Origin of the sequence: Rhodanobacter sp. Root480 (assembly GCF_001426645.1) — a bacterium.
GTDB classification, from domain to species: domain Bacteria; phylum Pseudomonadota; class Gammaproteobacteria; order Xanthomonadales; family Rhodanobacteraceae; genus Rhodanobacter; species Rhodanobacter ginsenosidimutans.
In genome coordinates this window covers 999125-1013020 of record NZ_LMEX01000002.1, presented here as the reverse complement: position 1 = coordinate 1013020, position 13896 = coordinate 999125, and the positions used below count along the sequence as shown (strand labels likewise).

Genomic DNA, 13896 nt, shown 5'->3' with positions numbered 1-13896 from the left:
CCCCGTACCTCCCGGGCCATGGATGGCCCACCACCAACCCCCTTTCCGGGCCCGTCAGGCACACTGTACGGGCCCTTTTTTTAAAGCGTGTCGCGCGGTTTAGCGACCCACGATGGAGATGGACCATGACGCGTCGTCTGCCCACCCTTCTGCATGCCTGCGCATGGCTCTGCGTCGCCGTGATGGTGGTCTTGTCCGCAACCGCCCACGCCGCCACCGACGCGGTGGTTCCGCTGATCCCGCAGCCGGCGCAGGTCACCGTCACCGAGGGCCGGTTCACGGTGGGCGTCGATACGCCGATCGTGATTGCCGATGACGGGAAGGGCACGGCCAGCACCGCCGCCTATCTGTCCAGCCTGGTCGAGCGCACGCGCGGTTTGCGCTTGCGCGTGCAGCACGGCCCGGTGCCGGCGCATGCCATCGTCCTGCAGCGTGACCCGCAGGCCGTCGTGACGCAGGCGGAAGGTTACGCGCTGGATGTCACGCCCGAGGGTATCCGCGTCAGCGCGCGCGATGACGCCGGCCTGTTTCATGGCGCCATCACCCTGTGGCAGTTGCTGACGCCCGATGCGAAGCACGGCCCGGTGACGCTGGCGGCGATGCAGATCCGCGACCAGCCGCGTTTCGCCTGGCGTGGCCTGATGCTGGATTCCGTGCGCCATTTCCAGAGCGTGGCCGAGGTGGAAACGCTGATCGACCAGATGGCGCAGCACAAGATGAACACGCTGCACTGGCACCTCACCGACGACCAGGGCTGGCGCATCCAGATCAAGCGCTACCCCGAGCTCACCCGCATCGGCGCGTGGCGCACGCCGCCGGACGCGGGTAAAAACGGCGAGCCGAAACGCTACGGCGGTTTCTATACCCAGGACCAGATCCGCCAGGTGGTCGCCTACGCCGCCGCGCGCCACATCACCATCGTGCCGGAGCTGGACATGCCCGGCCACGCGCAGGCCGCGGTGGCCGCGTACCCGCAGCTGGGCGTCACCGGCCAGCGGCCGCAGGTATCCATCGACTGGGGCGTGAACCCCTGGCTCTACAACGTCGACGACGACACCTTCACCTTCATCGACAACGTGCTGGACGAAGTGCTGGCGTTGTTCCCGTCCACGTACATCCACGTCGGCGGCGACGAGGCGATCAAGGATCAGTGGGAAGCTTCGCCCGCGGTGCAGGCGAAGATGCGCGAGCTGGGCATCACCAGCGAGAACGCGCTGCAGGGCTGGTTCATCGACCGCGTCGGCCAGTACCTGGAAAAACATGGACGCAAGCTGATCGGCTGGGACGAAATCCTCGAAGGCGACAACCTGCCGGCCGATGCCACGGTGATGTCCTGGCGCGGTACCGACGGCGCGATCAAGGCCGCGATGCTGGGTCACGACGTGGTGATGGCGCCCGCGCCGAATCTCTACTTCGACCACGTGCAAAGCGAGCTGGAGGATGACTACGCCGGCCGGCTGGGCGTGGAATCCCTGCGCAGCGTCTATGGTTTCCAGGTGGTACCCGCTGTCTTGGGCGCCGCCCAGGCGAAGCATGTGCTGGGTGTGCAGGTCAATGTATGGACCGAACACATGCCCACGTTCGCCCATGTGGAGCATGCGGTATTCCCACGCCTGGATGCGCTCAGCGAGGTGGCCTGGTCGCCGGCCGCGAGCAACCACTGGCCCGCCTTCCTGGCCCGCCTGCCGGCGCAACTGGAGCGCTACAAGGCGCAGCGGATTCCGTACGCCGATGGCGCGTTCGCGGTGGACATCGCGATCGATCGCAACGTCGCGCTGGTCACCGGCCGGGCCACGGTCACATTGGCCAACCAGACCGACTTCGGCAACATCCACTACACGACCGACGGCAGCACGCCCACCCTCGGTTCGCCACGTTACGACGCTCCGTTCAACGTGACACTGCCGATCACCGTGCGTGCCGCCAGCTTTGCGGCGGATGGCAACGAACTGGCTGCCGCGCGGCAGCGCGTGCTCGATCGCGCCAGCCTGCTCACGGTGGCCGGAAACACCATGCCCAACTGCCCCGGCAGCGATTTCCGCCTGCGCGTGCAGCCACTGCCGGACGCCACGTCGACGGCGCCGGTGTACACCATCAATGTATTCGACAGCTGCCATCTTTATCCGGCCACGCCGCTGGACGGGTTGACCTCGATCCGCGTCGATGCCGCGCGGCTGGTACGCAATTTCGCGATGGCCCACGACCAGAAACTGGTGGTGTCGCGCCCACGGCGCACGCCGTTCGGCGAGCTGGTGGTGCACCGCGATACCTGCAATGGCCCGGTGCTGGCCAGCATGCCGCTGCCCGACCCCGCGCACAGCGCGCGCAACTTCACCCTCAACGCGGCGCTGCCTGCGCAGCAGGGCGAGCACGCGCTGTGCCTGATCTACACGGCGCCGATCGATGGCGCGCTGTATGCGATCGGTCAGGTGGCGTTGAAGCCATGAACCTGGCGCCGCACGTGTCCCTTGCTCACTACTCTGCAACGCCCCTGAAGGGACTTCCTCCGGTCGCAGAAAGGTTGGGGAGGGGTTGCTCTTGAGCTTCCCCGCCACCCTGCGCCACCCCCTCCCAACCTCCCCCTGCGTGCAGGGGGAGGAGCGAAGCGCGCCGCGTCGTGTTTCCTCCCCTGCAACCCTGGGGAAGCAGCGAGGCATGGCCGCATGAGCAAGCGCCTCGCTTCCCTCGACGCCCTGCGCGGCTGCACGGTCGCGGGGATGTTGCTGGTCAACGACCCCGGCGACTGGGGGCATGTCTACGCGCCGCTGGAACACGCGTCGTGGCACGGCTGCACGCCGACCGATCTGGTGTTTCCGTTCTTCCTGTTCGTGGTCGGCGTGTCGACCGCGCTGGCCCTGCTGCCGCGGCTGGAACAGGGCGTGGCGCCCGGCGTTCTGGTGAAGGCGGCGCTGTGGCGGGCGCTGCGCATTCTTGCGCTGGGCGTGGCGATCAACCTGCTGGCGGCGTGGTTGTTGCCGCATGCGCACCTGCGTTTTCCGGGCGTGCTGCAGCGGATCGGCATCTGCTTCGCCGCGGTGGCGCTGTTTGCGGTTTATACCCGACCACGCACGCAGTGGATCACCATCGGCGGCATCCTGCTCGGTTATTGGGGATTGCTGCTGGCGGGCGGTTCGCTGGAGCCGTGGGTGAATATCGTCAGCCGCACCGACAGCGCCGTGTTCGGCCACTTCGTCTACCTGATCGACCCGGCCACCGGCCGCGGGCACGATCCCGAAGGCCTGCTCGCCACCCTGCCTTCGCTCGCCACCACCTTGCTGGGCCTGCGCGTCGGTTGCTGGCTGCGCCGTGGAGATATCCGCCGATTGCTGATCGCCGGTGTGCTGTTGCTGCTGCTCGGCGCGCTGTGGTCGCTGTGGCTGCCACTCAACAAGAACCTGTGGACGTCGTCGTTCGTGCTGTGGACAGCCGGCTGGGCCACGCTGGCGCTGCTGGCTTTCCACTGGCTGATCGATCGGCACGGCTGGCCGGCCTGGGGTCGCCGTTTCGGCATTAACGCGATTGCCGCCTACGCCGGCTCCGAACTGATGCAGATCCTGCTGCCCGCGCTGGGCTGGAACCAACCGATCTACCAGCACCTGTTCGCCGGCTGGATGACGCCGCACTTCGGTCCGTACGTGCCATCGCTGGCGTTCGCGGTGGTGTTCGTGACGGTGTGGTGGCTGATCGTGTGGGCGATGGATCGGCGACGGGTCTATCTGAAACTGTAGGTACCTGTGTGGGAAGGCCTCGAGGTTCAGCGCCGGCCGCGCAAGGCCTTGATGAAGGCGATCATCAGCAACACACCCAGCAGCAGGCCGACACCGGCACCCCACAACGCGCCAAGGTTGCCGGCAATCAGGTAACCGATACCGAACCCCGTGGGAAACAACAGCAATATCGGCAGGCAACCCACCTCAGGGCGCCACCGCCGGTACTTCCGGCTGCGACGGTGGATAGCGCAGCAGCACGTGCTTCGCGCGTTGCTGATCGGCTGCGGACAACTCCACCAGCGCGCTGACCTTGCCGCCGACCAGCGCCGCGATCGGTGCGCCGTCGCGGTACAGCACGCGTGAACCGGCCAACGCCGCCACCTTGTCGCCCACCAATACGGTGCCGACCAGGTTCAGCGGATCGCTGCCGCTGACCGACACCAGCTCGCCGTCATCGGCGCGCCTGCGCACCGCACGCAGCGGGGCGATGGCCTCGGGCAGCGCGAACTGCTCGCCGACCAGGCCTTCGACAAAACGCCCGCCGCGAATCTCACCGCGCGCCTCCAGCCGGTGATACACGCGCAGCAGGTCGCGCCATGACGGCAACCATGGCGCTTCGCGCTCCAGCAATTTCCAGAACACCACACCGTAGCGGCGAAGCAGGGTGCGTGCGACATGCTCCGTTTCCGCTTCATTCGAATCCAATCGGCGCGAAGCGCCACCATCGCCTCCTCTCCCCGTTGGCGACCGAAGGGAGTCCCCTTGCGGGTGGGAGAGGATTGAGGAGAGGGGCCGCTCTTGCCGCGACCGCTCATCCGTCCGTGCAGCGCTGCGCACCAACGACCACCGCCCCGCGTCCTCGATGCTGCTCAGCTGATGCCGCCGCACCCGCCGATGCCGGCCGCCATCGCGTTTGGCCGCCGGCAGCAGCAGCGCGCGCAAGCCCGCAAAACTGTCGGCACGAACCTGGCCGGCGGCCACCAGCTCACCCAGCGCATTTTCCAGCTCGGTGCGCAGCAAGCGCGTGGCATCCATCAACTCGTCGAAAAACAGCGCGCCGCGTTCGGCCAGGGCATCGGCCACGGCCTGGGCGCGCGACGACAACGCGGCGTCGGTCGACTCACGTTCCGCGACGGACGTCCAGACGGCCATCTCACGCCGCGGCAGCAACACGATCGGCGTGCTGCGCACCGGCCCGCCGCTGCCGCCACCGCTGCGCAGCCGGGTCCAGCCGATGCGCCCCGCGCGACACAGATCGTCCAGCCAGCCGATCGAATAGTCGGCGACGCGCGCAGGCAGGATTTCCGACTCCCACGCACCCGCTGCCGCTTCGTAGCCCTCCAGTTGCGCCAGCGTGGCCGCCAGCGCATCCGGCCCATTGAGCCGCGCAGCGGCCGATACATGCTGCCAGTCGAACAGGAAACGCATCAGGTCGCGCCGGCTGACCGGCTCGATCTCGCGGCGCAGGCGGCCGATCGTGTAGCGGTGGATGCGTGCCAGCAGGTGGCGCTCGCACCATTCGGTGGCGCTGGCCTCCGCGGTGAAGCGTCCCTGCATCACGAAACCTTCGGTTTGCAGGCGCAGCAGCGCCTGTTCGACCTCCACCGCTTGCACCGCCATCGATCCGGCCAGCGCGGCCACGGTGACCGGGCCGAGCCCGCCCAGGCGACGGCGCAGCAGTTCCAGCAGCGCGTCCTCGCGCGTCCAGGTTTGCGCGGCGTATTCGGCCGGGGCGGCAATCGATGGCTGCATCACCGTGTCAGGATGAAGCGCCAGCCAGATGGGCAGCTGTTCGGCGGACGTCCATGCCCCTGTGGGAGCGAACAGGGTGGCGCGCCTTGCCCTGGCCAACACTTGCAACCGTTCGCTCCAGCCCGCGTTGGCGTCGACTTCCGCCTCGGTGACAAACCCCAGCAGCGTCAGTGCCTCGTGCATCTCGTCGGCATCGCGCACCTGCGGCCAGGCCTCCTCGCGCACGGCGGCGATCGCGTCGGGATCGAGCCGGCCCAGGTCGTCGGCATCGTCGGCGCTCCAGCGCCGTGTCTGCACCGCCTGGGTGCGGCGTTCCTCCAGTGGCGCGTCATCGAGGAACGCATACGGCGCCGCGTTCAACACCTCGGCCGCCAGCGGGCTGGGGCCGGTGAGGTCGCGCGCCACGATGGCGATCTTGCCCGCTTCCAGCGAACGCAGGATGCGCAGCAGGCCGTCCACGTCCATCGCCTCGCGCAGGCAGTCGTGCATGGTCTGGTTGACCAGCGGATGGTCGGGCACCTCGCGCTCGCCCACGATGTTTTCCAGGCAGGCCACCTGGTCGGGGAATACGGCGGCCAGCAGGTCCTCGCTTTTCATCCGCTGCAACGGCGGCGGCGTGCGCTTGCCACCGGTGAAGCGCGGCAGCGCCAATGCGGTCACGGCATTCCAGCGCCAGCGCGCGGGGAACAGCGGCGCATCCAGCAACGCCTGCACCAGCACGTGCTCGGCGGTGTTGGAGTGCAGGTAGTGGGCCACCTCCTCCAGCGGAAAGCTGTGGCTGGTGGACAGCGACAGCACGATCGCATCCTCGGTCGCGGCCGCCTGCAGCTCGAAGTTGAACTGGCGACAGAATCGCTTGCGCAGCGCCAGCCCCCACGCGCGATTGATGTGGCTGCCCCACGGCGTGTGGATCACCAGCTGGGTGCCGCCGGATTCGTCGAAGAAGCGTTCCAGCACCAGCGTGTGCTGGCTGGGCAGGACGCCGAGCGCGGATTTGGCGCGGGCGAGATAGTCGACGAGTTGCTGGGCGGCGGCGTCGGCGAGGCCGAGTTCGTCATGCAGCCACGCGAGCGCCCGCGCCTTGCCCCCCTCTCCCGCTTGCGGGAGAGGGGCCGGGGGAGAGGGCTCGGGCGCGCGCGAGTGCTCGGCAAGCACCGTACCCTCTCCCCCACCCCTCTCCCGCAAGCGGGAGAGGGGCTCAAGCAGAGCGGCGATCTCCTCGCGCAGCCGCGACACGCCGAACGACAATTCATCACTGCGCCCGGGCGCTTCGCCCAGCCAGAACGGAATGCTGGGCGGCGCGCCGCGCGCGTCTTCCACGCGCAAGCGATCACGCTCCACGCGCTGGATGCGGTAGCTGGTGTTGCCCAGCTGGAAGATGTCGCCGGCCATGCTCTCGACCGCGAAATCCTCGTTCACCGTGCCCACGATGATCGCCTGCGGCTCCAGCACCACCTTGTAGTCGGCGGTATCGGGAATGGTGCCGCCGGAGGTGAGTGCGGTGAGCCGGGCGCTGCGCCGCGCCCGCAACTGACCATGCACCGCGTCGCGATGGATATACGCCGCGCGCGGCCCCTGGCGGGTGGTGAAACCCTCGGCCAGCATGCGCACCACGGCATCGAAATCGGCGCGCGAAAGATCGCGGTACGGATACGCGCGGCGCACCAGCGTGTACAGCGCGTCCTCGGTCCATTCCTGGCAGGCCACTTCGGCCACGATCTGCTGCGCCAGCACGTCCAGCGGCTGTGGCGGCAGGATCAGCGCATCGAGCTCGCCGCGACGCACGCAGTCGAGCAGGGCCGTGCATTCGACCAGATCGTCGCGGGTGGCCGGAAACAGCCGCGCCTTCGGCGTGCCGTCGATGCTGTGGCCGGAGCGGCCGGCCCGCTGCAGGAACGCGGCGATCGAGCGCGGCGAGCCGAGCTGGCAGACCAGGTCCACTTCGCCGATGTCGATGCCCAGCTCCAGCGAAGCGGTGGCCACCAGCACCGACAATTCGCCGCGCTTCAGCCGCTGCTCCGCGTCCAGCCGCTGCTCCTTCGCCAGGCTGCCGTGATGCGCGGCGACCACTTCCTTGCCCAGCCGCTCCGACAAGTGCCGCGCGGCGCGCTCGGCCATGCGCCGCGTGTTGACGAAGATCAGCGTGGTGCGATGCGCCTGCACCAGCTGCGCCAGCCGGTTGTAGACCAGCTCCCAGCTGTCGTTGGACATCACCGCTTCCAGCGGTACCGGCGGCACTTCGATGGCGAGGTCGCGGGGGCGGGTATGGCCCACGTTGATGATGGTTGCGCTTCTGCTCCCTCCCCTGCGCGCAGGGGAGGGTTGGGGTGGGGTGCTCTTGCTCGTGGACTCAAGATCAAGAGCGTTACCCCCTCCCAACCTCCCCCTGCATGCAGGGGGAGGAGCAGGAGCGTCGCCGACCAAAAAGTCGGCGACCTTTTCTATGGGCTTCTGCGTCGCCGACAACCCGATCCGCAACAGCGGCCGCTGGCACAGCGACTGCAGACGCTCCAGCGATAGCGCCAGGTGCGAGCCGCGCTTGCTGCCGGCGATGGCGTGGATCTCGTCCACGATCACCGACCGCACGCCCGACAACATGGCGCGGCCCGAGGCCGAACCCAGCAGCACGTACAGCGATTCGGGCGTGGTCACCAGGATGTGCGGCGGTTGCTTGCGCAGCGCGTTGCGCTCGGCCTGCGGCGTATCGCCGGTGCGCACGGCGGTGCGGATCGCCACGTCGGGCAGGCCCAGTGTTTCCAGCTCGGCGCGGATGCCTTCCAGCGGCGCGTCGAGGTTGATATGGATGTCGTTGGACAGCGCCTTCAGTGGCGACACGTAGACCACGGTGGTGGCGTCGGCCAGCACGCCGCCGTGCGCCACGCCCTCGCGCACCAGTTCGTCGATGGCGGCCAGGAAGGCGGTCAGCGTCTTGCCCGACCCGGTCGGCGCCGCCACCAATGTGTGGTTGCCGGCGCGGATCGACGGCCACGCCGCCGCCTGCGCCGCCGTGAGCGCGGGAAACGTGCGGCGGAACCATGCCGCCACCGCCGGGTGGAAATCATCCAGCGGGGAAGGACTCGGCGACGGGTGCTGCGTGGGCACGGAGGAGCTCATCGGTCAGATATGGGGGCGGTACCGGAGTGCTCAATTGGATCGCGCGCGGCGCGCGGCGGCCGCGCCCCATGTCACTATCAAGGTTTCGCCGCCGCGGGTGGTTGGCTCGCGATGGAAGCTCAGCACGGGAGGATGGGGTGAAGCAACCGCTGCAACCGGCGTCGCGCCAGAGTGATGCGCAAGCCGTGGAATCGTGGCTGACGATGGCCGATGGTCAGCCGATTTTCGTGCGCGACTGGCCGCTGGCCCAGGCGCGCGGCGCCGTGCTGATCGTCCACGGCCTGAGCGAGCACAGCGGGCGCTATGCGGAGCTTGCGCAGTGGCTGGGCGCCCGTGGCTACGCCGTGCGCAGCTACGACCAGCGCGGCCACGGCAGGACGCCCGGCCGCCGCGGCGCGCTGCGCCACGACGACGATCTGCTGCAGGACCTGACGGCGATCCACCGCGATTACGCCTGCACGCTGGGCTGCGTACCGCTGGTGCTTGGCCACAGCATGGGCGGTGTGGTGGTGGCGCGCAGTGTGCTGGATGGCCGCATCGCACCCGGCGCCGTGATCCTCAGTTCACCCGCGCTGCGCAGCTGGGAGCCGCGCTGGCGCCGTGCGCTGGCCCGCGTGCTGAACCGGATGACGCCGAACCTGCCGCTGCGCAGCGGCCTGAGTTTCGGCCGCATCTCGCACGACCGTGCAAGGGTCGCCGCGTATCGCGCCGATCCCCTGCGCCATGGCTGGATCACCCCGCGGCTGGCCGACTTCATCTTTCGCGCGGGCGCCTCCAGCATCGCCGATGCCGCGCGGCTGCACGTCCCCACCTTGCTGCTGGTCTCCGGCAGCGACGCACTGGTCGACCCCTCCGGCAGCAGCGATTTCTCGCGCGCCGCCGCCCCCGGCGGCCAGCTCACCACGCGCTTTTTCTCGATGCTGTACCACGAGCTTTTCAACGAGGCCGAGCCGGGCCGCAGCCAGGTGCTGCATCAATTGGGCGACTGGCTGCAACGGCAGGCGCCGGATCGCTCGTGAGCGCGGTTATGGCAATTGATACGCTGGACGCGCGTCCAAGCGTTCACCACGCGGGTCGTCGGCGGGCACACCGGGGAAACGAGGCAGGAGAAGGGAATACTCGGGTGTAAGTCGGCCTTCACCAAGGCCACATGCACGTCATCATTCAATTCAACCAGGGATACGACCATGTTCGGTTTTCGGTACGTCAAAGCCAATCCAAGCACCTACCTCATCCAGTACAAGAACGGTAAATCGACTCGTGAGGGCACGGGCCTCACGTTCTGGTATTTCGCACCCAGCGCCACCCTGGTTTCGATTCCGCTTGAAAGCGTGGATGCCCCGTTCATGTTCCAGGAAGTCAGCAGCGACTTTCAGGTCGTGACGGTCCAGGGCCAGGTCACCTATCGCGTGTCCAAGCCGGCCACGCTCGCCGCCTTGATGAACTTCACCCTCAAATCGGACGGCAGCTATGCCTCCGAAGACTGGACCAAGCTCCCCCAGCGCGTCGTCAATACCGTGCAGGTACAACTGCGTTCGGTGTTGCAGAGCCAGACATTGCAGCAATTGCTGCAGGGCTCCGATCATCTGGTGCAGGTCGTGCGCGAGGGTTTGCAGCGCGCGGATGGCCTGCCCAGCCTCGGGCTTGAGCTGGTCAACTTCGCGATTCTCGCCGTGAAGCCCAACCCGGAAACCGCCCGGGCGCTGGAGGCGCAGGTTCGCGAGCAGATTCTCAAGCAGGCGGACGATGCGACCTATGTGCGCCGCAACGCCGCGATCGAGCAGGAGCGCGCGGTCAAGGAGAACGAGCTCAATACCGAGATCGCTGTGGAAGCGAAAAAACGCCAGATCCGCGAGGCACAACTGGAAGCCGAGCAGGCCGTATTGGCCAAACGTCAGGCGATCCAGGATCAGGATCTGGCCGGCCGCATCGCGCTGGAAGAGAAGAACAAGAGCCTGACCATGCTGCGTGCCACCAACGCGCAGACGGAAGCCGACGCCAAGGCCTACGGGATCGCCGCGAGCATGAAGGCGGTGCAGGGCGTCGATCCGAAAGTGCTGCAGGCCCTGATGGTGGGGCAGGCGGACCCGAACGTGCTGATCGCCCAGGCATTCCAGGGATTGGCGGCAAACGCCGAGCGGATCGGCGAACTCAACATCTCCCCCGATTTGCTGCAGCAATTGACGCATGGGCGCCCCAAGCCGGCAGCGAAGGCCTGACGCCATGGATGCACTCAACCAGCGGATCGTGCTGGTGACCCGCAAGACGCGGCTTGAGGAGCTGATCGCGCGCTTCAACACGATCGAGCAGGCACGCTTCTACGTGGAACACCTCGGCGCGGATTTTTCCGACTATGAAGCCGAGCACCGCATCTATCAGCAGGCGGTTGAAACGTCCGAGGCAACCTTGGGTCGCTTCGGGCGGGTGCATCGACTGGATCGGGGTTTCCTGGCGAATTACCTCTTCGCGCCGGATGCGCTGGTGGTGGTCCTGGGCCAGGATGGCCTTGTCGCCAACACGCTCAAGTACCTCAAGGGCGCGCAACCGGTCATCGGGGTCAACCCCGATCCGGCGCGTTGGGACGGTGTGCTGCTTCCCTTCGAGGTCGGGGACCTGTCCACCATTGCGAAGGAGGCCATCGCCGGCAGGCGTTCGCTAAGCCGCGTAACCATGGCGCGAGCGGCCCTGAGCGATGGACAGGAGCTTTTTGCGGTCAACGACCTTTTCATCGGGCCGCGGTCGCACGTGTCCGCGCGTTACCAGATCCAGCAGGGGGCGCGCTCGGAGACCCACTCGTCCAGTGGACTCATCGTGTCGACGGGCCTGGGTTCGACGGGGTGGTTTCAGAGCCTGTTGGCGGGCGCCGCCGGCATCGCCGGCCACGCGCTTGCGGGGTCGGCACAGCTCATGTGGGAACATGGCTTTGCCTGGGATGCAGACCATCTGCAGTTCACGGTGCGCGAACCATTCCCCAGCCGCACGACGCAAGTCGAGTTGGTGTTCGGGCAAGTCACCCGAACCGAGCCGCTGCAGCTTGTCTCGCAGATGGCGGGCTACGGGGTGATCTTCAGCGACGGGATCGAAGCTGACTTCCTGGAGTTCAACGCGGGCATGACAGCCACCATCAGCCTGGCGGAAAGATACGGACATCTGGTGAATTGAGGGCTTTCGCGGGCAGCCACGGGTGGATCGCACGCCGGAATCCGGTAACAACCCGCGCGCGGATTCACTGGATGGTGGGCCCGCCAGGACTCGAACCTGGAACCAAGGGATTCGCTTGTGCCGGGGGTTTCCCTCCGGAGCGGACTATCTCTTCACCCTCTGCCGATGGGGCAGGTGGGGTGCGGGACGCTCGAGCCTGTGATCAAGGGCGCTGTAGCCCTCAGGTAGTCTCTGCACCTTCCGTCGGTGTACCGGCGGCTTGGCTCAGGGTTGCCACCGGCCGCGTTGCGCGCCGCTGAGGTTTCCCTGAATTCATCCCGATTCCATCCACGGATTACGCCGTGGCGGCACCATTTCGATGAGTCCCCTGCTCTAACCATTGAGCTACAGGCCCGTCTCGCCATGATAGCCGCAGCGTTCCGGAATCACCACGACACGGCATGCCGGTGAATGCGGGGGATTTTGCGTTGCGGCATGCAATTTCCGCCGGGTGGGGTAAAGTCCGTGGTTGCGTCCTTTTCCGCCTGCGGGCGTTGAATCTGGGGGCATATTGCCAGACGGGCATTTTTTTGTTTAGATGAATGTTAGCGCTAACACCCTAACCTGCGAGAACCGCAATGAGCTTGGTCGTTGGACTTGATGTAGGCACCCAGAGCGTCAAGCTCGTTGCGTACGATTCGGTGGCGCACGAGGTGCTGGCCACGCACAGCCATGCGCTGGAATTGGTGGCGCAGGATGATGGCAGCCGCGAGCAGGAAGCCCAGTGGTGGATCGACGCGATCCGCAGCTGTTTTGCCAAGCTGGACCCGGCCCTGCGCGCCCGCGTGGTGGCGTTGGGCGTGTCCGGTCAGCAGCATGGTTTCGTGCCGGTGGACACCGCGGGCCAGGTGCTGGCGCCGGCCAAGCTGTGGTGCGACACCAGCACCCAGGCCGAATGCGACGAGATCATGGGCGCCGTGGGCGGGCCGCTGCGCGCCGTGGCGCTGGCCGGCAACCCGATTCTTGCCGGTTACACCGCCTCGAAACTGCCGTGGACGCGCAAGCACCGGCCCGAGGTATACCAGCAGCTGGCGAGCATCATGCTGCCGCACGACTACGTGAATTTCTGGTTGACCGGCGAGCGCTGGATGGAATACGGCGACGCCTCCGGCACGGGCTGGCTGGATGTGCGCACGCGTCAGTGGTCGCCGGAATTGCTGGCGGCCACGGATACGCAGCGCGATCTCGCGGCCTGCCTGCCGCCGCTGGTGGAAGCTGATGCCAGCTTCCCCATTTCCGCCGCGATTGCCGACGAGCTGGGCCTGCCACACGGCGTGCGCGTCTCGGCCGGTGGCGGCGACAACATGATGGCCGCGATCGGCACCGGCAACGTGGCCTCTGGCGTGTTGAGCATGAGCCTGGGTACCTCGGGCACGCTGTTCGCGCACGCCGACCATCCGGTGGTGGACGACAACGGCAGCTGGGCGGCGTTCTGCTCGTCCACCGGTGGCTGGTTGCCGCTGATCTGCACCATGAATTGCACCGTGGCCACGGAAAACGTGGCGCGCGCGTTCGGCTTCGAGAGCCGCGATGGCGACAAGGTGTTGGCCGGCACCACGCCGGGCGCCGACGGCCTGGTGATGCTGCCGTTCTTCAACGGCGAGCGTACGCCCGACCTGCCGCACGCCCGCGCCAGCCTGCACGGCATGGATACGGCCAACCTCAACCGCGCCAACCTCTACCGCGCCGCGATGGAAGGGGCGACCTACGCGCTGCGCCATGGCTATGACGCGCTGTGCGCCGCGGGGCTGCACTTCGACGCGATCCGCCTCACCGGCGGCGGCAGCCACAGCGCCGCGTGGCGACAAATGGTGGCCGACGTGTTCGAATTGCCGGTGGACGTGCCCACGCAAGCCGAAGGCGCGGCTTTCGGCGCCGCACTGCAGGCATTGTGGGCATTGGATCACGCCGCGGGTGGCCACGCGGATATCGCGGCCCTGGCCACCGAGCATGTTCACCTCGATCCGGCACTCTCGACCCGTCCGGATCCGGCTGCGACCACCGCCTATCGCAGCCACTACGGCCACTTCTCTCGTCATCTGGAAGCCGCCGTGGCGAGCCACGCCAACGAGAACGTCACGAGCGGCGGCTGAAGCTTCCAGCATCAAACACCATCATC

At 67.4% G+C, this 13896-nt stretch carries 7 protein-coding genes and 1 pseudogene; 6 read left to right on the top strand and 2 right to left on the bottom strand.

Annotation, left to right across the window (positions count from 1 at the left end):
- The first annotated feature begins 125 nt into the window (after positions 1–125).
- Complete coding sequence (locus tag ASD22_RS11450) at positions 126–2447, top strand: family 20 glycosylhydrolase (RefSeq protein WP_056083206.1); 2322 nt, start codon at positions 126–128, stop codon at positions 2445–2447.
- Between the two features lie 216 nt (positions 2448–2663).
- A complete protein-coding gene (locus ASD22_RS11445; RefSeq protein WP_056083204.1) occupies positions 2664–3728 on the top strand; it encodes a DUF5009 domain-containing protein in 1065 nt (354 codons plus the stop codon).
- A 26-nt stretch (positions 3729–3754) separates the two neighbouring features.
- Here the strand turns inward: ASD22_RS11445 and ASD22_RS16930 are convergent, their stop codons facing one another.
- The gene (locus tag ASD22_RS16930) at positions 3755–3913 is read right to left on the bottom strand and encodes a hypothetical protein (protein WP_200945378.1); all 159 of its coding nucleotides are present in this window, start codon (positions 3911–3913) and stop codon (positions 3755–3757) included.
- A gap of 124 nt (positions 3914–4037) precedes the next feature.
- Positions 4038–8576 (bottom strand): annotated as a pseudogene (locus ASD22_RS11440) (DEAD/DEAH box helicase); the annotation flags it as partial.
- Positions 8577–8713: 137 nt separating this feature from the next.
- Between ASD22_RS11440 and ASD22_RS11435 the strand changes: the two are divergent.
- The 4 genes from ASD22_RS11435 (at position 8714) to xylB (ending at position 13870) form a co-directional block, all read left to right on the top strand.
- Entirely contained in the window at positions 8714–9595 is an 882-nt protein-coding gene (locus ASD22_RS11435; protein ID WP_056083197.1) for an alpha/beta hydrolase, read from the top strand.
- A gap of 15 nt (positions 9596–9610) precedes the next feature.
- Positions 9611–10795 (top strand): SPFH domain-containing protein, encoded by a 1185-nt coding sequence (locus tag ASD22_RS11430; RefSeq protein WP_235577618.1) that lies wholly within the window; start codon positions 9611–9613, stop codon positions 10793–10795.
- A gap of 4 nt (positions 10796–10799) precedes the next feature.
- A complete protein-coding gene (locus ASD22_RS11425; RefSeq protein ID WP_056083191.1) occupies positions 10800–11738 on the top strand; it encodes a hypothetical protein in 939 nt (312 codons plus the stop codon).
- Between the two features lie 617 nt (positions 11739–12355).
- Positions 12356–13870 (top strand): xylulokinase, encoded by a 1515-nt coding sequence (gene xylB, locus ASD22_RS11420; protein ID WP_056083188.1) that lies wholly within the window; start codon positions 12356–12358, stop codon positions 13868–13870.
- Positions 13871–13896: the final 26 nt, after the last annotated feature.